The organism is Raoultibacter timonensis (assembly GCF_022845715.1).
Classification (GTDB): Bacteria; Actinomycetota; Coriobacteriia; order Coriobacteriales; family Eggerthellaceae; genus Raoultibacter; species Raoultibacter timonensis.
Genome location: NZ_AP025564.1, coordinates 1806307 through 1827043, shown reverse-complemented (window position 1 = coordinate 1827043; position 20737 = coordinate 1806307). Strand labels below are relative to the sequence as shown.

The 20737-nt window shown below is 60.3% G+C and carries 17 protein-coding genes; 8 read left to right on the top strand and 9 right to left on the bottom strand.

The genetic code is table 11. The features are described 5' to 3' along the window. Positions 1 to 53: 53 nt before the first annotated feature. Together MWL89_RS07350 and MWL89_RS07345 are read right to left on the bottom strand one after the other, a co-directional pair. Positions 54 to 1217, bottom strand: a complete 1164-nt coding sequence (locus MWL89_RS07350; protein ID WP_244412466.1) for an ABC transporter permease — start codon at positions 1215 to 1217, stop codon at positions 54 to 56. An 8-nt stretch (positions 1218 to 1225) separates the two neighbouring features. Beyond that, positions 1226 to 2002 (bottom strand): ABC transporter ATP-binding protein, encoded by a 777-nt coding sequence (locus MWL89_RS07345; protein ID WP_244412464.1) that lies wholly within the window; start codon positions 2000 to 2002, stop codon positions 1226 to 1228. A 280-nt stretch (positions 2003 to 2282) separates the two neighbouring features. Here MWL89_RS07345 and MWL89_RS07340 point away from each other — a divergent pair, with 280 nt between their 5' ends. From MWL89_RS07340 to MWL89_RS07320, 5 genes are all read left to right on the top strand, one after another. Then, positions 2283 to 2723 (top strand): universal stress protein, encoded by a 441-nt coding sequence (locus MWL89_RS07340; protein WP_244412462.1) that lies wholly within the window; start codon positions 2283 to 2285, stop codon positions 2721 to 2723. Between the two features lie 145 nt (positions 2724 to 2868). Then, the gene (locus tag MWL89_RS07335; RefSeq protein ID WP_244412460.1) at positions 2869 to 3201 is read left to right on the top strand and encodes a hypothetical protein; all 333 of its coding nucleotides are present in this window, start codon (positions 2869 to 2871) and stop codon (positions 3199 to 3201) included. Positions 3202 to 3434: 233 nt separating this feature from the next. Beyond that, entirely contained in the window at positions 3435 to 3629 is a 195-nt protein-coding gene (locus MWL89_RS07330; protein ID WP_244412458.1) for a hypothetical protein, read from the top strand. Positions 3630 to 3641: 12 nt separating this feature from the next. After that, on the top strand, positions 3642 to 3785 hold the full coding sequence (locus MWL89_RS07325; RefSeq protein WP_102378312.1) for a zinc ribbon-containing protein: 144 nt from the start codon (positions 3642 to 3644) through the stop codon (positions 3783 to 3785). 161 nt (positions 3786 to 3946) lie between these two features. Further along, entirely contained in the window at positions 3947 to 4945 is a 999-nt protein-coding gene (locus tag MWL89_RS07320; RefSeq protein ID WP_244412456.1) for an FAD:protein FMN transferase, read from the top strand. On the opposite strand, the gene MWL89_RS07315 is transcribed toward MWL89_RS07320, so the two are convergent. From MWL89_RS07315 to MWL89_RS07300, 4 genes are all read right to left on the bottom strand, one after another. Continuing rightward, positions 4932 to 6158: an MFS transporter gene (locus MWL89_RS07315; RefSeq protein WP_244412454.1), complete on the bottom strand. Its 1227-nt coding sequence runs from the start codon at positions 6156 to 6158 to the stop codon at positions 4932 to 4934. The two genes, MWL89_RS07320 and MWL89_RS07315, sit on opposite strands and share 14 nt — an antisense overlap. Before the next feature lie 93 nt (positions 6159 to 6251). Further along, a complete protein-coding gene (locus MWL89_RS07310) occupies positions 6252 to 7685 on the bottom strand; it encodes an SLC13 family permease (protein ID WP_102378315.1) in 1434 nt (477 codons plus the stop codon). A gap of 165 nt (positions 7686 to 7850) precedes the next feature. Next, positions 7851 to 8675 carry a 4Fe-4S dicluster domain-containing protein gene (locus MWL89_RS07305; protein ID WP_244411996.1) on the bottom strand — a complete coding sequence of 275 codons (825 nt, stop codon included), beginning with the start codon at positions 8673 to 8675 and terminating at the stop codon, positions 7851 to 7853. Between the two features lie 2 nt (positions 8676 to 8677). Beyond that, positions 8678 to 11293, bottom strand: a complete 2616-nt coding sequence (locus MWL89_RS07300; RefSeq protein ID WP_244412452.1) for a molybdopterin-dependent oxidoreductase — start codon at positions 11291 to 11293, stop codon at positions 8678 to 8680. A gap of 323 nt (positions 11294 to 11616) precedes the next feature. On the opposite strand from MWL89_RS07300, the gene MWL89_RS07295 reads away from it, so the two are divergent. Together MWL89_RS07295 and MWL89_RS07290 are read left to right on the top strand one after the other, a co-directional pair. Then, entirely contained in the window at positions 11617 to 13098 is a 1482-nt protein-coding gene (locus MWL89_RS07295; protein ID WP_244412450.1) for a helix-turn-helix transcriptional regulator, read from the top strand. Between the two features lie 125 nt (positions 13099 to 13223). Next, a complete protein-coding gene (locus tag MWL89_RS07290) occupies positions 13224 to 13568 on the top strand; it encodes a TIGR04076 family protein (protein WP_102378319.1) in 345 nt (114 codons plus the stop codon). A gap of 50 nt (positions 13569 to 13618) precedes the next feature. On the opposite strand, the gene MWL89_RS07285 is transcribed toward MWL89_RS07290, so the two are convergent. The 3 genes from MWL89_RS07285 to MWL89_RS07275 all read right to left on the bottom strand — a co-directional run bounded on the left by MWL89_RS07285 (position 13619) and on the right by MWL89_RS07275 (position 19511). Then, positions 13619 to 15385: a PAS domain-containing hybrid sensor histidine kinase/response regulator gene (locus MWL89_RS07285; protein ID WP_102378320.1), complete on the bottom strand. Its 1767-nt coding sequence runs from the start codon at positions 15383 to 15385 to the stop codon at positions 13619 to 13621. A gap of 422 nt (positions 15386 to 15807) precedes the next feature. Then, positions 15808 to 18276, bottom strand: a complete 2469-nt coding sequence (locus tag MWL89_RS07280) for an excinuclease ABC subunit UvrA (protein ID WP_244412448.1) — start codon at positions 18274 to 18276, stop codon at positions 15808 to 15810. Between the two features lie 44 nt (positions 18277 to 18320). After that, entirely contained in the window at positions 18321 to 19511 is a 1191-nt protein-coding gene (locus MWL89_RS07275; RefSeq protein ID WP_244412446.1) for a winged helix DNA-binding domain-containing protein, read from the bottom strand. A 227-nt stretch (positions 19512 to 19738) separates the two neighbouring features. Between MWL89_RS07275 and MWL89_RS07270 the strand changes: the two genes are divergently transcribed. Then, the gene (locus tag MWL89_RS07270; RefSeq protein WP_244412444.1) at positions 19739 to 20647 is read left to right on the top strand and encodes an NAD-dependent epimerase/dehydratase family protein; all 909 of its coding nucleotides are present in this window, start codon (positions 19739 to 19741) and stop codon (positions 20645 to 20647) included. Positions 20648 to 20737 lie beyond the last annotated feature (90 nt).

Sequence of the window (20737 nt, the reverse complement as noted above, 5' to 3'; positions counted from 1 at the left end):
GCAACCCCTCGCCGGCCTTTCGTACGAACCGAGCCCCTTGATCGTCGGCTTGGCTACCGAGCGAACATGAGCCGCTCGCTCTTGAACATCTTTTGGAGCACGTATATTCCGATGCCGGTGTATACCAGGTTGCTTGCCACGCATGTCACCACAGCCGCCGGCTGGAAATCGAACGTGAAGATGCCGATCATGCACTGCACGCTGTTGTACAGGGGAATGAAGTAGTACCCCAGCTCGGGCTTCGCGCCATCGCCGAACATGCCGAGCAGTCCGATCACCATGACCACGATCATAAGCGGCGTCAGGTACAGTTGCGCTTCCTTCGTGGTCTTGGCCAACGCCGATACCACGGTGATCAGCATGACGATGAGCAGCGTCGTCGAGAAGATGACGAGCGCAAGCAACAGGTACTCGGGCGCGCCGTACACGTTTATATCGAGTTCGCCTTGGGTGAGGTTCGGCAAACTGGCAAAGATGCCGATAGCGCTCGAAGCGGCGATAGCCAACCCGATGAGCGCCAGTGCGAGGATCTTCCCCAATGCGATATCGCTGCGTTTGATGGGCGTCGCGAGCATGGTCGCCATCGTTCCGCGCTCCTTCTCCCCCGCAACGGCTTCGGATGCGACCGACATGCATCCGCTGAACAAAAGGATAAGCAGCAGCATCGGCACGATCGACACGATAATCGTAGCCGCGAGGTCCTTGTCTTCGGCGACATCGTAGGTTGCTTCGCCTGCATTCACGTCGAACTTATTGGAAAGCGATGATTCGTAGGCATCGAGCAGGGCCACAAACGACGCATACGCTTTGCTCGACGACGAGTCGGCCGAATTGTAGTACACCTCGACCTGCGGAGCCACCGCGCCCGAAGCGGTATCGTAGGAAGCGACCGCTTCGTCGAATCCGTTGGGAAACACGACGAAAGCCGAAACATCCCCCTTGTCGATCTGCTCGCGCATCTCTTCGGCGCTTGGAATACTTGCGCTCTCGACAAGGTCGATCCCCGATGCGTCGGCCATCTGCTCGACGCTCGCCGGAAGGCCGACGACGGCAATCGTCGATTGATCGGTCCCGTCTCCGGAGATCATGCCCGACATGGCATTGCCCATGATCGACCACATGCCGAAGATCAGAAGGCCCGGCAGGACGATAGCGATGAGGGCCGATGCCTTGTTACTGAAGAAGCGAGCGAGTTCCTTCTTCGCGATAGTCAGCACACTGCTCTTCACGATGCATCACCCACCGTCATGCGATACATGTCGAAGAAAGCATCTTCGAGAGAGCGGTCTCCGGTCAGCTCGTCGAGCGTTCCGTTTGCGACCATGCGCCCGCCGATGATGACGCCCGCACGGTCGCATACCTTCTCGACCAGGCTGAAGATATGGGTCGACAGCAAAATGGTCTTCCCCTCCCCCTTGAGCTCCAAGAGGAAATCGGTAACCGTTTTCGCGGTCAGCACGTCGAGCCCGTTGGTGGGTTCGTCGAAGATGATGACGCTCGGATCATGGGCGACCGACACGGCGAGCGATACCTTCTGCTTCATGCCGGTTGAGAGATCGGCCACCTTGGTCTGCGCAAACGCTTCGATGCCGAAGCGCGCGAACAGGCTCTTCTTGCGAGCGTCGCGCTTTGCCGGTTCGATATGATGCAGCTCGGAGAAGAAATCGAACAGGTAGTCGGCCGAGAACACCTCCTCGAGCTTGAGCTCGCTCGTGAGAAACCCGATGGTCTTGCGCACGCCCATCGGATCGGACACGATGCTCGCGCCGTTGATCCACGCGTCGCCCGAATCGGGCTTGATAAGGGCTGCGAGCATTCTCAGCGTCGTGGTCTTGCCGGCTCCGTTCGGGCCGAGCAGTCCGTAGATCTCTCCTTTCACCACTTCGAAAGAGAGGTTCTCGACAGCGGTCTTGTGCCGTTGGTCGGTTCGTTCGAGTTTGCGCTGCTTTGCGGAAAGCGGGTAGGTTTTCCGCAAACCCTGCGCGCGGATGGCTGGTTCCATGGGCCTCGTTTCCTGATTCGCCGGTCATCTGTCGACTCGTTGAGCCGCACAGCCCAGTATACCGATTCCCGCAAGGCGCCCGATCGCGGCAGCGAAAAAACTTTGACGACCGAAGCAAACCTCATGCGCGTACCGTTCCCCCGCACGGTGCCGAGTGCTGCGCTACCGAAAACGCAGCCGAACGCACGGACGAAGCACAAACCGTAACCGATACGACACGTAGTTTTTACGTCCGTTTGCTAAGCTTTTCCGAAGATCCGGCAACCGAAAGGAGCGCTTCATGCCCTACCACAAGATACTCGTCGCATACGACGGCTCGGAGCACGGAAAACAAGCCCTCGCAGCAGCCCTCGATCTCGTCGATCACGATATGGCCAACAGGATCATCGTCCTGCATGTGGTCGCAACCCATCGAGGCGTCGAGCCGATGCTCGAAGCAGGCAGCATGATGGCGGCAAGCGACACCGAAGCGTTCGAAGACAACGACGCAGCCGCCGTCGCGCAGGAAATCGCCGCGATAACGAAGGACTTCAAGGACATCGTCGAGGTCATGATGCGCGTCGGAACGCCGCGAAGGGAGATCGTCCACGTAGCCGAAGCGCACGAGTGCGACCTGATCGTCATGGGGTCGCGCGGCCTCGGCGCCGTCATGAGCATGCTCGGCAGCGTGAGCTCGGCCGTCCTCGCCGAATCCGAAGTTCCCGTTCTCGTCATGCGCTAATCCGAATACCCGCCGCGCCGAGCGCGCCCAACCGCACGAAGCAAATGAGCCTCGACCTGAAAGGGACTTGTCTTTCGATGCCGTTCGCGGCATCATCTTCCTTAACTGCAACTTCAGCCGGTACCGGCAAACCCGAAAGGAATCCATGCAGCTCGCCTACACCATCTGCCTCGCCCTATCGCTCGGCATCATCATCGGCTTCTCCTTCGGCGCGGCCAAAATCGCCAAGAAACCGACCTACAGCGAAAAGCAGGTGAAACGCACCGCTGCGTTTCAGAAAAAGGCCTCAAACGTCGCCAAATACCTGACGTTCTTCATCCTTGCTCAGGGGCTTGTTTGGTGCTGCTACTACCTTGTACTCGGAGCCATCGATCCCGAGCAGGTCGACTATGCAACCGGCATGTCGCAGCTAATCGTTTCGGTACTCACCATCGTCTCCATCGCGTTCGCGTTCTTCGAGTTCCTCAGGAGCAAATAGCCGCGCATCGGAAGCGCGCAATGCGGATTCGAAAGCGGATTCTCGTTGCCGCGCAGGCAAACGTCCTACCCGACCCTCGGGCATCGACCAGTCCTCCGGTGCGGCCGTCGCCGCGAACAACGCCGAAGCGAGCTTGCTTTCAGTTCATCCAACCGTATCTTCCCCGTTTCCTTCCCGACAACGGATACGCCTTCCGAGCTGCTATGATTGATGCGAAAACGAGGTGATACACCATGAAGGACTTCAACGATTTCTTGAGAATTCTCGCCAGCGATGAAAGCAAAGCGGAAGTCGAATGCATCATTTTAGACAACGCTATGGAAGAGGAGCGCGAAGGAAACGACATCCACACGTACCTCTATACCGTCATCGATGCCGTAACCGATTACAAGCTGCGGAAATACCACGAATGGGCTTCGCAGGGCTGAACGGAGGACCCTATGATCTACAAAACCGGCGAGACGCCCGGCAAAGGCACCTACCGCTGCACCAAATGCGGTTTCCTCGTGCATCTTTACCGCGACGACGAGAAGCTGCCGGCATGCCCCGCATGCATGCACAGCGAGTACACGAAAGTCGACTGACCTCGAGTTGCAACCACTCGGCCGCGTCACCCCGCGCGGCATTTCCCGAAGGGCGCTTCCCACCACACCCAATCCCAGGAAGCGCCCTTTTTTCATCGCCAGAAACCGTGCGTTCGCGTCACAAGGAAAACGTCGGCGCAACATAGTGGTATGATCGACCCATGCAGCAACTACTGACCGACATACCCCTCGAAGACTCGGTGAGCGTTACCGGGCCCGACGCCAAGGGCGCTTGGTCGTGCAGCTTCTTCGCCTTCAATACCGAAATCCTGCTTCAAACGTACCCGGGCGACCTTGCCGAATCCGTCCTACGGCGCGGCTTCGCCGCCGCCATCGAGCGCTGCAGGACGTTCGAGCGCCTGCTCTCGCGCCACCTCGCCGGAAGCGACATCGTACGCATCAACGAATCGGCGGGCGAGGCGGTTCCCGTCGAACGGGACACCTACAGGGTGCTCGCTTCGAGCCTCTTCTACTGCGAAGCGAGCGGGGGCGTCTTCGACATTACGATGGGCGCGGTGTGCCGGCTCTGGAATTTCGCCGACGAAACCCTGCCCGAGCCAGACGAACTCGAACGAGCGCTCGCCCACGTCGACTGGCATGCACTGGTTATCGCCGAAGACGAAACGGGCTTTTGGGCCCAATTGAAAGACCCGGCCGCCTCGATAGACGTCGGCGGTACGGCGAAGGGGTTCATAGCCGACGATCTGTGCGACCTCTTGCGAGAGCAAGGATTCTCCAACGCCATCATCAACCTCGGCGGAAACGTCATGACGTTCGGCTCGAAGCCCGACGGCAAGCTCTGGACCATCGGGGTGAGAAACCCCGCCGCCCCCTCGACGCTCATCGGTGCCGTTCCGATCGCTCAGGGGTCGGTGGTTACGAGCGGCCTGTACGAACGCTGCTTTACAAAGAACGGCATCCGCTACCACCACATCCTCGACCCGAAAACGGGCTACCCCGTGCAAACCGACATCGCGGGAGCCTCGATCGTTTCCGAACGCTCGCTCGACGGGGACGGCTATTCCACAACCGTCTTCGCGCTCGGCTCCGCAGATGCGCTCGATTTCGTAGAACGCACCTGCGGCATCGAAGCGCTGCTCGTGCTCGACGACGGCTCGATCGTGCGATCGAGCGGGCTCGAGGGTTTCATCGAACTGTAGACTCCGCCCCTTCCCCGCTCCCCCTCAGATTCACGAAAGCGAGCAAGGCCGCACCCACCAGGCCGAGCACCATTACGGTAAGGCCCATCGCCATCCATCCGCTTTCGAGCACGAGCGGCATAAGCGCGATGCCCAGAAACTGCCCGAGGCTCTGGACGAGGATCAAGAGCCCCATAGCCACCGGCATAACGGCTTCGTCGCCGACGGCACGGGGATAGACGGTCAAATACATCGTCGGCGATCCGAGGCCCACCAGCCCCATGACGACGGCGGCGATCCACATGACGGGGCCCGTCGTCGTCAACAGCGCGCAGGCGCAGGGTCCCATCGCGAGCATGGCCACCACCGAGAGCAGACGCACCTTGCCCGTCTTATCGGCGAGCATGCCGAACACCGGAGAGCTCACGATGGCGATGAGCATGGGGAGCGTACTCGCGAACCCCGCCTGGCCGGCATCCATACCCTGGCTTTGCAGAAACGTCGGGGAGAACGACAGCATCGAAAGAAGCACCATGTTGAACATGAGGAAACTCCCGAGCACAAGCAGCACCCGCGGTTTCACAAGCAGACGGTAGTCGGGTTTTGCCTTGGGGCCCGTTTGAGCGCTCGCCCTTTCAACCGCTTCGAAGAAGGTGCCCGAGGAGGGTTTAAGCAGAAAGAACAGGACCGCGCCCGCAACGACGGCAACCGCAGCCATGAAGAACCACACGCCCCGAAAGCCGATAGCCTCGAACAGCGCAGGCGTGAGCACGCCGCCGAAGAACGATCCGAGCGAAAACCACAGAGCCCAAACGCCCATCGCGAACCCGATCTTGTCGGGCGCGACGTAGCGCTGAATGGCGAGCGGAGCCGCCACTCCGCAGAACACGAGCGCGATGCCCTCGATGGCGCGCGAAAAGACGAGCATGCTGCCGCTGGTGGCGAAAGCGCCGATGAGCGTGCCGGCGGCGATGATGGCCACTGCGGCCATCATCATGTTCTTCGGTCCGAACTTACGTGCCAGGGCTCCGGTGGGCAGGGCGAGGAATATTCCTGCGAACGTGAAGATGGACATAAGCCACGAAGCCGACCCGACATCCATAGAGAATTCTTCCATGATGGCCGGCATGACGGACGGCACCTTGAACTGCCCGAGCGCGATCGCAATGCCCACAAGCACGACGACGATCGCGACCAGTACGTGGTTCTGATACTTTTTCGATTTGCTTTTCAAACCTTCTCCTCATCGCGCAGTCCGGGCCTCCGGCATGCGCCGAAGGCCCTTTTCTGCATACGCTTCCTGCAACTTGCCTGTGCTTAGCCGCGGCTACAGTCCCAGCACGCCCGCGATGAACGGGACCCACAGCACCATGCAGACGCAGAAGATGATCGCCGGGATCACACCCGCTTTGAACATGTCGCCGAAGGTGTAGTAGCCCTCGCCGTACGTGACGATAAGCGTTGGATTGACGGGAAGCAGGAAGTTGCCCGCAACGATGAACGCAAGCAGCATGGTCGGAATGGCCGGGGAAACGCCGAGCGATACGCAGATGCCGATGAGGATCGGGAGGAACAAGCTGATGATGGCCGCGCCTACCGGTGCGATCGTGTGCAGCAGATAGACGAATACAACGGTTACCAGCAGGAACAACGTAAAGTCGAGCGAAGTAACGCCGCTGTTCATGAACATGTTCGTCACGAACTGATCGGCGCCGGTCGACGAGAAGATGCCGCCGATGGAAAGAACCGAACCCACCATGAGGATGATGCTCCACGGAACCTGCGCAGAGAACTCTTCCCACGTAAGAAGGTTAATGCCCGGGAAGAACATGATACCGAGACCGATGATTGCCACCGTCGTAACGTTGAGGATCGGAATCCAGCTGCCGAGAATCCAGAGAAGGGGAAGCGCGAGGATCATGATGAGAGCACGTATTTCGAACGAGTTGGGCTTGCCCGCCTCATCGGCGGCTTGACGGAGCTTATCGAACGCCGACGATTCGATCGGCTCGGGCTTGAGGATCTTGACGATCGAGAACCAGCAGAGCGGAATGCAGAGGATGGCGATCGGAAGGCCGACGACGATCCAGTTCAAGAAGCTGATGGTCTGTCCGGTCAGCTCCTGCATGAGACCCATGGCCACGACGTTGAACGAGCTGCCGGCGGGCGTGACGACGCCGCCGATAACCGCGGCGATCGGGATGGCGATCATCATGCACTTGCCGAGGTTCGATTTTCCGGGCTGAGCATCCGCCGCCCTTAAAACAACGTAGGAAATGCCCATGAACAGAACCGCCGCAGGAACGTCGGACATGATGGTGGATACGAGTGCGGTACCGATCATGAACGCCAGGATGAGCTTTTCCGAACTCTCGCCGGTGATCTTGAATATCCTGTTCACCAGACGCACGCCCCACTCGGTCTTAAGGAGCAACGCGGGCAGCGAGAAGATCGCGATAACGTAGAAGACGACCGATGCGCTGAATCCGCCGAAGGCCGTCTTATACGTTGCCGCACCGATGACCACGGCGACCACGAGCGCGAGAATGCCCGTGACGCCCACGGGAAACGTTCCGCATACCCACAGCGACACGGCGAACAGCAGCGTCGCTATCGCCATAATGCCTTCGCGGGAAAGCTCGGGCGTTGCGGGAACGAACATGGCGATCACGAGTACCGCAACCGCAAGAACGATGCCAACGCCCTTCTTGTTTAAAAACCCCTCTTTGCTGAAAAACTTGGTTACCATTTCTTGTGCCATTTGTCTTCCTTTCAGAAAGCAACTACCGGCATATGTGATATCCCCTTACACCGCTCGGCCGGGCCCGTTGCACCGAGCGGCGATCGGCTCTTATACGGTCCGACGATCTCGGAAGATCCCCGGATCCAGCAGCCCTGCCGCCCGTAGGCGGCAGGCAGAAACTCATTACCCGATCTGGTTCTTGAACAGCTCGACCACGCCGACGTTCCGGTCCTCGTCGGTCGCGTCGGTCTCGACCATGCGCGAGAGGTACCCCTCGGCCTCGACGTAGACGCGGTAGGGGGCGGCGGCCACCTGGTCGAACCAGAAGTCGCCGAACTCGTCGGTCTCGGCGGCGACGACCGTGCCGTCCGCGAGGTTCTCGAGGGTCACCGCAGCGCCGACGACCACCTCGTCGGCCTCGAGGTCGACGGCGACGCCCGCCACGAAGCGCTTCGGCTTGTTGAGGTAGTACACGCGGGGCGCATCGGACGCGCGCTCTGCGAGCAGCGGCTCGGCCGCGGCGATCTCGGCGGCGAAGTCCTCCTCGTCGCCGAAGCGGACGGCCCCGTGCGGGCAGACGTCGACGCAGTGCGGGACCTCGCCGGCGTCCACGAGGTGCGCGCAGCCGGTGCACTTCTGCGGGATATCGAGCTCCTCGTTGTAGAAGATCGCGCCGTAGGGGCACGCGTCGACGAGCCCGCGCATGCCCTTGGCCTTCCCGGGGTCGACGACGACGAGGCCGTCGTCGCGCTTGTAGGCAGCGCCGGGGGCCGCGTCCATGCAGGGTGCGCTGTCGCAGTGCTGGCACATGCGAAGCGTGTAGGAGACCTTCACCTTGGGAACGCTCCCGCGCACCTCCTCCTCGATGCGGCACCAGAACTGGCCCGTGTCGGGCTGGGGCTCGGCGTAGGGCGGCCACGCGTTGTCGACGTGCTCGTCCTTGCAGGCGATCTGGCAGTTGCGGCAGCCGTTGCACTTGGCGTGGTCGTAGACGAATACCTTTCCCATCTCTATGCTCCTTCCACGATGCGCGCCGTCGCGACGAGGCCGCAGTCGGGGTCGTAGTCGCGCCCGAACGCCTCGGGGTATTCCTCGGCGAGCGCGAACACGTCGACCTTCTCGATGTTGACGAGGAAACCGCTCGTTACCTCGCCGAACGCATGCTCGGACGTGGTCGCATAGGGCGCGATCAGGTTGTTCGCACCGCCGCGGTCGAGGCCGCCTTCGCCCATGACGATCGAATCGACGCGTGCGCCGTGATCCTGGTAGATTGCGCCGGGGATGATGCGCTCGGAGACGATGACGCCGCCGAGTACGCCGCCGCGCTCGTTGTATATCTTGGCGATGTCGCCCGATTCGAGGCCGAGAACACCGGCGTCGACCGGGTTCACCCACACCGGCTCGTACTTGTAGCCGTCGGGACCGGTCACCTTCACGTACTCCTCCATCTCGCGGAACCAGGTTACGTCGTCGAGGTTCGCATGCACGCGCCACCGCGGGTGGTTCGATACGATGAGGAACGGGTACTTCCTGCCGCGCGGCAGGTACTGGCGCTCCTGATGGCCCGCGCCTTCGTCGATCCAGTGCGGAACCGGGCCGCGTTCCTTGTCGTCAGGGAACATGCTCGCAAGCGTGGTCGAGTAGTACTCGAGCTTGCCCGACGGCGTCTGCAGCGGATGGCCCTCGGGATCGGCGTAGAACTCGCTTAAGCCTGCGGGAATGTCCTCCCAGTTCTCAATGGTCGGGAACGGGTAGTACTGCTTCTCCTTGAACTCCTCGAACGTCATCTTCTTGGCGGCTCCTGTGTTCTCGAAGCCCGCCTGGATGTACTCTTCGCAGGTCTTGCCGCCCATGTAGCGGTCGAACAGGTTCTCGTAGATGCCGCCGAACTTCTCGAGCGCCTTGGCCACCTCGCCGACGGCTTCCATGTCGGACTTGGACTCGAGGCGCGGCTTGATGGCCTGGCGCTCGAAGTACACGAGGTTCCATTGGCCGTTGTCGGAGTCGGTTCCGATGTCCTCGGTTTCGAACTTGGTGTTCGTGGGCAGGATGATGTCGGCGAAGTTGCAGTCGTTCTCCATCCAGGGATGCTGGATGATGATGAATTCGATACTCTCGTGGCGCAGCGCTTCCTGCATCTCGTTGCCGCCGTTCCAGCACGTCTCCCAGCACGGCGTGTCGGACCAGATCATATGCAGGCGCTCGTTGCCTTCGAGCGGGAACGTGAAGGGGCCGGTGAACTGGTCTTCGCGCGGGAAGCCCGCTCCGATGTGGCCGTACCACTGCACGGGCGGGTTCATGATCGCCTCGGGGATCATGGTCTTGGGAATGAAGCTCTCAGGGAAGCTCCGGTACCAGCCGCGATACGCGGGGCTGCAATCGGGGATCTCCGACGAGGGCGGCAGCGGCGTGACGGTCTGCATGCCGTAGAGCGTCCACTCGATGAACTTGAACTGGTTGGCGCCGGGCTTGCCGAGCCCCTGCATGCCGAGCAGCGCCACTTCGAGGCGGGCGGGCTCGTGAGCGTAGCACGACCTGATGAACGAGCCGCCGTTGCAGTGCGCGATCGACACGGCGTGCTTTGCCCAGTAGCGGGCGAACGCCTTGATGGTGTAGGACGGAATCCCGCAGATCTTCTCGGCCCACTTCGGGGTCTTCGGCACGCCGTCCTCGCCTCCGAGCACGTAGTAGCGGAAGTGGTCGAAGCCGATCGCATGGGTGTCGAGGTAGTCCTTGTCGTAGATGTCCTCGGTGATCCAGGTGTAGGCGATGGCCAGCTGGAGGGCCGCATCGGTGTTGGGCTTCACGGGGATCCACTTGTCGGCGTGCACCGCGTTGGTGTAGTTCACGTCGGGCGAGATGTGGATCTGCTTGATGCCGAGGTCGGTGAACCAGAAGCACAGGCGGCTCGCAAGATACCCTCCCCACCCGAGCGGGGTCGTCTCGACGTCGCAGCCCCAGAACAGCACCGCGTCGCCGTTCTCGGCGATGTCCTTGATGACGTTGTTCAGAAGCGACTGCTGCCCGAGCGGATCCATGCCCCAGATGTGCTTGGCGCCCCAGTACCAGCCCTCCCAGCTGTCGGGCTGGCGCGTCTGCAAGGTATAGGAGCCGATGAGGTCGAACATCCTGCTCTGGCAGCCGTGCGGCGCATGAACGAACTTCGTCTCGCCGTGGCCGTCGAGCTCGCAGAGGATCGAGTACGGGCCGTACTCGTCGTGGATCCGCTTGATCTCCTCGGCGGTGATGGCCGCCGCCTCGTCCCACGAGATGCGCACGTAGCTGCTCGTTCCGCGGTTCTGCGGGTTGCGCTCGCCGTGCGGATCCCAGTCGACGCGCTTCAGAGGATAGGGTATGCGGTTCTTGGAATAGACGCGTTTCTTATAGCAGAGGGACAACGGCGAGATCAGCGTCTTGAACCCTGGTTCGAACGTCTGGCCGCGGGCTTCGAGCTTCCAGGCGTTCAGATCCTCGGGTGTGTAATGCTCGTCGAAGCGAAGCGGCCTGATGCGGAGAATCTTGTCGTTCTCCTCGTCGATGTCGACCGAGCAGGCGTTGGTTCCGATGCCGAAGCTGTTGAACCCGAGGCCTTTCACGATAGGAGTACCTTTTGCGTTTATTGCCATATCTCCTCACTTTTCCTCGCCGACCGTTCGCTTGGGCAACGGCGGCAACGTCGGATGGATACGAAAAGAAGCATCCCGAAACGTAAGAAAAGCCCCGCGCTCTACCCCCTTTCCGGCTTTCCTTCCCCGGATGTCGAGGCCGATTGCATCCGATTCCCCGCCCGCACGCAATCGCCCTTTCGTTGAGCGAAAGCGTAAATCTTTCTAGCCATATCCTGTGTCGGGTGGTAATGTTGAAAAGGGTTTTTGCAGGTATAATCTTGTCGTACCAGAAGGTTGAAAGTGGGTTTCCTATGCAAGAAACACCTGTTCAGCAAGCATCGGTGGCACAGCCTACCTCCCATGACCTCCTGAACACCTACCTCATTGCCAGTCTGGGCTTCGGCTGCTTCATCGGATGGGATCTCATCGGCGCCTTCAGTCCCGCTACGGTGCTCCTCACCTATACCGACATACCCGACGCCTTCATCCTCAGGCTGGTAAGCCTCGGCGCGCTCGTACTCACCTACTTCGCCTGCAAGCTCAACGCCGATTGGTTTTTCGAGAACCGAGTGAAAGTGGCGGTGATAAGCACCGTGCTCTCGCTCGCGGTAGTCGCTAACGCCGTCGGAGGCAGGTATTTCTCGATTCCCGTGCCCTTGTCGGTTGTCTCGTGGGTGCTGTTCGGCATCGGAAGCGGCATCCTCGATCTCATCTGGTGCACCTACTTGAGCCTGCTGCCCACGCGGCGGACCCTCTCGACCATAGCCGCGGGCGCCTGCCTCGGTACGCTCATCTTCGTTATCGCGGCAAGCGCCTCGCCGGCGTCCGTCAGCCTGTTCGCGATCACGCTTATCCCCATGTTCTCGCTTTCCCTCCTCGTGTTCTCGTTCAAAAACCTTCCGCAAGCCAGCATCCTGCCCGTCAAGAACTATCGTCGCGCGCCAGCGCTCAGCGCAGCTGCTTCGATTTCAGTCGGAGCGCATGGCATTCTGTACGGATTCATAACGGCGTGCATGTTCTTCATCAGCCCGACCGCCGCCATCATCGTCGGCGGCAGCGGCATCATCGGAAGCATCGCCGCGCTCCTGTTCTCGCGTTACGAGCCGAAGATCGACCTCGACAACAGCTTCATCCAACGCGTTTCACTGCCGGTCATCGTGGTGGGTTTGCTGCTCCTGCCGCTGGTCGGGGAGACGGGGCAGGTTTTCTGCGGGTGCCTGGTCAACAACGCGCTCGCGTTCAGCTCGCTTCTGATCAGAGGGAACTCCTGCATCGAGAACGCCGAGTTTCAGCTCCATCCCGTCGATCGCTACGCGCAGCGGCAGGTGCCGCGCTGGTTCGGGTTCCTCGTGGGAACCTTCGTCGCGTTCGTCCTCGGTACGGCGATCCCCGAGCATGCCGTCGTATTCAACTTCGTCATCGTCATAATGGCGGGAATCGTCGTAACCGCATTCTCGATCTACAACGGCAACGACGGCAGAAACAAGGAGTTCCTCAACGGCCTTTTGACCGATCAAAGCTCGCCCGCCGAAGCCGAATCGTTCGTAAAGCTCCCCTCGCACTTCTACCAACGCTGCGACGAGGTGATCGCTGCCTTCGACCTATCGCCGAGGGAAGGTGAGATATTCTACCTGCTCGCAAAGGGGCGCAACGCAAAGCACATCCAGGAGAAACTCTGCATCAGCTCATCGACGGTGAAAACCCACATCTACCGCATCTATCAGAAAATGGGCATCAACTCGCAACAGCTGCTCATCGATGCCGTCGACAACAACGCGAGCAGATCGGGCGATCGGAGCGCTCCGCCTACCGAGGGCGTTTAGCGAAGCACGCGATTCCAACCGCTTTGGCAAAGCCGCAGACCTATGGAACACCGCACTCGTTTCATTTCCGAGCGCACAGTCCGGCATCGTCTACAATGGGACGATCCGACCGAGAGGACGAACGCATGAACAAGGTGAAGATAACGGTTCTCAAAACCACGCTCGACGAGGAGCTTGCCGCCGAGTACGGCGCCGAAGGCCTTAAGGCGTGCCCCATGCATGAGGTCGGGCAGATTTACTACGCCGACTACGCCAAACCCGAAGGGTTCTGTGACGAAGCATGGAAGGCTCTCTACCAATACGCCTTCGCGCTCGCGCACGGTGCCGATGCGGGCACGTTCTACTACGGCGACTGGATTCGCACGCCCGGCGTCGCCATCTGCAGCTGCAACGACGGGCTGCGTCCCGTCATCTTCAAACTCGAGGCCACCGACGAAGAGTCCGCCATCGGCTACGAACCCGTTCGCTAGCGGCCTCGTCGATCAGCCCACCTAGCCGATGCGCCCAACCGGCAGCCCGTCTAGCCGCATAGCCTGCACAAAACGCGGCCGAGATCTTCGAGATCGACAGGTTTGGCAACGTGGGCGTCCATCCCTGCGTCCAGAGCCGCCTTCACATCCTCGGCGAACGCATTCGCCGTCAATGCGATGATCGCGACGTCGTGCGCGCACCCAATGTCCGACGCCCGTATGGCCTGAGCCGCCTCGTATCCGTTCATAATCGGCATCATCACGTCCATGAACACGGCATCGTAGTACCCTGCGGGCTTTTCCGCGAACATCCGAACAACCTCTTCGCCGTTTTCGGCCCACTCGACCTCCGCCCCCCGCAGTCCGAGCAATTCGATCAATATCTCTGCATTGAGCTCGTTGTCTTCGGCGAGAAGGAACCGCTTTCCCCCGTAGTCGTATTCGTCTTCGGAAGCCGGACCGTCGATCGGCTGTTCCGCCTCGCCGGCAACCGCTATCCTCAGATCGAGGGTCACGCAGAAAACGCTTCCGACACCTTCCTTGCTGTCGACTTCGATCGTTCCACCCATTGCATCGACGAGAGCTTTGGTGATCGACATGCCGAGTCCCGTTCCCTGTATCTTCGAACTTGACGCCTGTCTGCTGCGCTCGAACGGCTCGAATATCCTCTCGACGAACTCCTCGGGCATGCCCATCCCGTTGTCGGAAACCGTGAACTTGATCTTAGCGTAGCTGGGGCTTGCCTGCCCGAGTTCCCTCACATCGAGAACGATGGCACCCCCCTCCTGCGTATACTTCACCGCATTCGACAGCAGGTTCAGCAGGATCTGGCTGATGCGAAGCTCGTCGCCAGTATACTCCCGATGAGACGGCCTCGAGCAGTCGATGCGCATCTTCTGCCCTCTCGCCTGAGCCTGCGGGCGGATAATGGCCTCGACGCCCTCGACGATAGCATCGAGCGTGCATCGCTCTTCCTGCAAAGACATCTGCCCGCTTTCGATGCGCGACATCTCGAGTACGTCGTTAATGAGGTTGAGCAGATGCTGGGATGACAGCATAATGGTATGCAGGCAGCTTTCGACCTTCTCGCTCGCCTCGCCGCTTTCCTGCGCGATCCTCGCCATGCCCACAATGGCGTTGATGGGGGTCCTGATATCATGTGACATGTTCGCGAGGAACAGGCTTTTTGCCTCGTTCGACGAGCGGGCTATGGCAAGAGCCTGCTCCAGCCGGGCGCTGTTCATGCCCTCCCTCGTCCTGTCGGAAAGCACGAGGATGTACTTGTCCACTCCGTTGATGGACTCTCGGTACAACGTCTCTTGGTACCATCGGCGCTCCCCGGTGTTTTTGCGGATGCGCTCGCGGTCGATCTGGAGGCACTCGCCTTCGCCGAGGCATTCAATATCTTCCGCCGCCGGATCGCACGACGGGTCGACCGCCGAATCGACGAGGGCACGAATGTCGTGCCTGACATCATCTGCGGAAACGCCGAGGAGCTTCTCGATGTTGGGACTCACGTACTCCACCGCGAACCCCTCGGGCGAGAACATGATGTATATGTCATCGGTGTTGTCGACCAGCATGCCGAACAACTGCTCGCGATACTTGATCTCGAGCTCTTTGGCGTTGAGTCTCTTCTTGTTTTTGTCGACCACGAACAGGATCGCCGCAAGCGCAAGTACGGCGAACACGCCGACGAGTGCGGCGATGGCGAACACGCTTTCGTCGTACACCACCCGCTCGACTAGCTCGGTATAGCCAGCGAACACGCCGACGAGCAGAACGGCCCCGAGGGCAACGGCTATGAGGATTCGCATACGGTGCACTCCCGCATCTCCTTCCCGCAAAACCCTCTTTAGAGCGCTGTGCCGCCGAACGGCCCGGACGGCGGCCTCATTGCCGGCTCGACCGCCAAGAGTATTGCAACAGGAGTACCCATCACCAGGTTTTCTTCCATCGGCCCTTGCTTTCCCTCAATCTTGAGATCGTCCTCATCAAGCATTCAATTAATGCCTGATCATATATTACCTTATTGCGTATGGTAACAGAATTATCCAACAAGGGGAGATGCTCCGGCAACTGTCAGAAAACCGACATGTGGCGCTGGGTTCGCCTGCGCAGCGGGGGTCGTCAACCCCGCATTCGCGGTGTACGTGCACCGCGCCTGTCGGAGTCCGCCGCAGCCAACAACATCGCGCAGTCGGCTGCGGAGAATCGCAACCAACGCACGTACGAACGCTCAGCGCGCGTTGGCTGAGCGCAAACAGCGTGCCGTTGCGCTCGCATCGCATTCGAGCAGATCGGCCGGCGTCCCTGCGAAAACGACCGATCCGCCCTTATCGCCGCCCTCGGGGCCGAGGTCGATAACCCAATCGCTGCGTTCGATCACCTGGGCGTTATGCTCGACCACGACCACCGTAGCCCCCGCGTCGATCAGACGGTCGACAAGCGTCAAGAAGTGGTTCACATCCTGCGGATGCAAGCCCGTCGTCGGTTCGTCGAGCAGATACAGGTCGTTCGAGCCCCGCCGCATGCCGATTAGCTCCTTGGCCAGCTTGAGGCGCTGCGATTCGCCGCCCGAAAGCGTCGTGAGCGATTGGCCGAGCGCAAGATAGCCCAGCCCCACTTCGTCGAGCAGGCCGAGCGTGCGGGCGATCCGCGGATGATCGCAGAAGACCCGGGCCGCTTCCTCGACGGAAAGATCCAGCACATCGCTGATCGAGAGGTCCCCGAACCGAACGGAAAGCACCTCATCGGAAAAGCGCTTCCCCTGGCATGCCGGGCACGGCAGCTCGATGTCGTTGAAGAAGAGCATGTTGCTGGTCACGAAGCCGAGTCCCTCGCATCTCTCGCAGCGGCCGCCCGGCGTATTGAAAGAAAAATGCTTGATGCCGAGACCGAGGCGCTTCGCATCGGCGGTAGCGGCGAACACCTTTCTCACGTCGGCATACGCTTCGGAATACGTCGCCACGTTCGAGCGCTTCATCTTCGCTATCGGCGCCTGGCCGACCACCACCATCCGGTCGAACTGCGCGCATCCGTCCACCGCGTTCTCGTCGCCTTCGCGATCGCCGCGGGCTATAACCTCGAAAACCAGCGTTGATTTGCCCGAACCCGAGGGGCCGGTTACGGAAGTGAGACAACCGCGCGGGATATCGAGGTCGATGCCGCGCAGATTGAAACGCGTTGCGTTTCTCACCCGAACGGCACGCTGAGCGGGATTCCGATAGGCCTTCTTGGCCGGATGGGCCTCGCGAAGCCAACGCCCCGTAGCGGATCGCGGCGCGGATTCTATCTGCTCAAGCGAGCCGAAAGCCACGATCTCACCGCCACGCACCCCCGATCCGGGACCCACATCGACGATGTAATCGGCCTCCCGCATCACATCGGTATCGTGTTCGATGACAAGCACCGTGTTACCGAGATCCCGCAAGCTCTTCAACACGGCGACCATGCCCGCCGTATCCTTGGGATGAAGACCGACAGTCGGTTCGTCGAGTATGTATATGATCCCCGAAAGCTCTGAATCGAGCACACCCGCAAGGCGCACGCGCTGCAGCTCGCCTCCCGAAAGCGTAACGATCTGCCGATCGAGGGAAAGGTAACCGAGCCCCACCCGCAAAAACCTCTGCAACTTGGTTTTTATATCGAGAAGGTAATCCTCGACAAGGCTACGCCGGCGCTCGTCAAGCGTTTCCGAAAGCCCGCTCACCCATGCGAACAGCTCCTCGATCGACACCCCCGAAAGCTCGGGCAGCCGCACGCCTTCCACGGTAATCGAGCGACCGAGATCGCCGAGGCGCTCCCCGTGGCAGGTCGGGCACACTTGGGAGGCGAAGTACCGATCGAGCTTTTTCGCGTCGCCGCCCTTCTCGGCGAGCTTTCTCCACAGCATCGGATAGACGCCCTCGAACCGTCCGCTCGCAACCGATTTCGGGATCTCGGTATCGGGAAACGCCCGTCGAACGCCGTCGCTGCCCACCCCGTTCAGAAGGATGTCCTTTTGAATATCGCTGAAATTCGCAACGGCTACGTTTTCAGGGATGGGCACACCGAGCGCACGGTAAGCCTGGAAGAGCACTCCTATCTGGTATTCTTTGTACTTGTGCTCCCAAAAGGAAACGGCACCCCCCGCAAGCGACAGGCTCTCATCGACCGCGTGTTCCTCATCGATGGCGAAAACCCGCCCGAGGCCTTCGCATACGGGGCATGCCCCGCTTTCGGTATTGAACGAAAACTCGGTTCGGGTCACCTTGTCCATCCGCTTCCCGCACAGGTTGCAGTACATGTACACGTAGAAATCGCCGTCGATCTTTTCGGTTTCCTCCACGCAATCGGCAGCCGATATCGTCCGTGCGCAATGGGGGCACTGGCGCACGCCGAGTTTCTCGTATACCATGCGCAGATCGGTGTAGACGTCGCTTGCCGTACCGACCGTGGAGCGAGGATTTCTATTGTTGTCGGTTTGGGATATCACGATAGCGGGCGACGCATTGCGAATCCGCTCCACGCGGGGCTTCTGGATGCCCTGCATGCTCATCGCTTCGAGGTACTGGCGCTGGCACTCGTTGAAGAGCACGTCGACGAGCAGCGTCGATTTGCCCGATCCCGAGAGCCCGGTGAACACCACGAGCTTTTCTTTGGGTATCTCGAGCGAGACGTGCTTGAGGTTTCCCTCGGTCGCATTCTGGATGTGGATGCTCCGCATTGCAACTCCCGACTGCCGTTCAACGATAGCCGCTTATTATACCCCTACCCCAGTTGGAAATTTCGCAGCTCCAATGACCTGAATGCCGCATACTGCTCGGCAAGGGCTACGAGCTGCTTTCGTTTCACGTGCGGCGTATCGTCCCAAAGCGTCATCGACACGTCGATCTTCCCCTTGATCGCCTTCGTCTTCCATATGCCGACGACCTTGCCGCCATCGAGGATCGCCCCGGGATTGCCGACGTACTTCCACACGAGCTTCTGAAGCGACCTGTCCTGCAGGATGACGTTTCGATCCCGTAGATCGAGATACGGATCATGAACCCCAAGGAGGAGGAGCCGCGCAGTGCAATCCGATGCGTCAAGCAGGCTTTCCCTGTCCGACGAGAGCGCGAAACAGGTTTTTCCCTCGAACCGAACCGGCTCCATCTCTTCGGAAGCGGCCTCCCACAAGCGCCGCGCCTGCTTGCGCGAGCTACCGAGCCAAGCCCTCAGGCTATCGAGCGTGGTAGGACCGTAGCAATGCACGAATCTGCGAACCAGCTCCCTATCCGCATCAGGTATGCGATCCGGCGCATGCCCGATCCAATTCTCGAACGAAGTGAAGGTCGGACTCGACTCTTGCCGCTCGCCGAACACCACGAGCGACGAAAAGGAACACGGCCTCAGCAGAAACGAGACGGCCGCTTGGCCAACCGTTTGCCGCTCGGGATCCCCGTACATCGACGGATCTCTCCACCGCGCCTTCCGATCGGAAGGCAGATCCCTCTCAATCAGTTCGGCGATCGTCGCATCGAGCGCTTCCTTGCTTCTGACGGTATGTCCGTCGAGGTACCCGACCGCCGCTTTCGTCCGATTAAAAAGATCGTCGAACGGCATCTGCAGATGGTCGAGCGCACCGGTGATTCCCGAGGTGTAGATCCACGGGCCCTCGCCCGCTCGGGCAATGAGGGATCCAAGGAACACATCGCTCTGATCGGTCGGGAACACGACGGGAGCGCCTCGGTAGCTCCAAGCCTGGAGAAGGCTCTTCCGTTCGTACAGAGCCTCGCGAATCGCACCGAGCGTGCAGTTCTCCACGCGGTTCCATAGAGCCGTTTCCCAAGCGCCGGGCGGAGAGTTCTGCACGCCGCACGCACCGACGACTTCCTCGACGCGCCCGAGCAGTACGCGCCCGTCCAAATGATGGGCGCGAAGCCTATGGTTGCGAGCCGCACTCGCTTCGACGGTATCCATATCGCTTAAACCCCATTCAGCACGCAGCCATCCGAGCAGTTATCCCGATTCTACCACTGCGGCAGCGCGGAAGCGGGCATATGAGAAGCCGCCCGCGCTCGGCGAAACCGTCGAACGGCGACCTCGCTCGAAAGAGAAACGTCGAGCCGGACGCCAGAAGTTCGCTATAGAATGATAGACATCGACTGCCAGTGGATTCCATTGCCCATCGCGCCTAAGGAGCACAGGTGAATATCCTCGTCGTTGGAGGCACACGGTTCTTCGGAAAGCAACTCGTCTGGGAGCTGCTCGGCCAAGGCCATACCGTCGCCGTGGCAACACGCGGAAAGACGCCCAACCCGTTCGGCGGCCGCGTTACAAGGATCGCTTTGGATAGAACCGATTCCCGCAGCGTGCGCGATGCGCTCGGCGGTGCGGACTACGATCTCGTGTACGACAATATAGCCTATGCGTCGAACGACGTTCGCCGTCTACTCGATACCGTGAGAACGGATCGCTACATCCTCACATCGAGCACCGCCGTATACGACAAGAAGATAAACACGGTCGAGACCGACTTCGACCCCTTGGCACAACCCGTATCCTGGGGCGAACGGGCCGGCTTTTCCTACGCTGAAGGCAAGCGACAAGCCGAGGGAGCGCTTTTCCAGGCATACGGCCGCATACCGGCGCTTGCGGTCCGCTTCCCCTTCGTCATCGGGGACGACGACTATACGCTGCGGCTGCTCTTCTACATCGAGCATGCCGTTTCAGGCGCCCCCCTCTACGTAGACAACGAGTTCTCGCAGATGAGCTTCATTTCGCGCGACGAAGCAGCTCGATTTCTCGCCTTCCTTGCAGACCGTGATTGCACAGGTGGCGTCAATGCGGCCTCCAAGGGCACCATCGCGCTCAACGAGGTGTTCGGTTTCGTATACGAGAAGACGGGTAAGCGCCCAATTCTCAGCGATTCGGGCGAGGCGGCTCCCTACAACGGGGAACCATCCTACAGCATCAACACCGACAAGGCCAAACGACTCGGGTTTGCGTTCTCGAATGTCAGGGAATACCTGTTTCCGCTCGTCGAAAAGCATCTCGAGGACGCATTCCGAACGCACGACCGCCTTTCAGGCGAAGGTTACAGCCCCGTATCATGAGAAGCCACCGAGACGGCTCTTGCGAAAAGCTGCTGTACAATGACCTTGCCCATAAGGGTATGCACAATGTTCCCATCCACGTTACGGAGT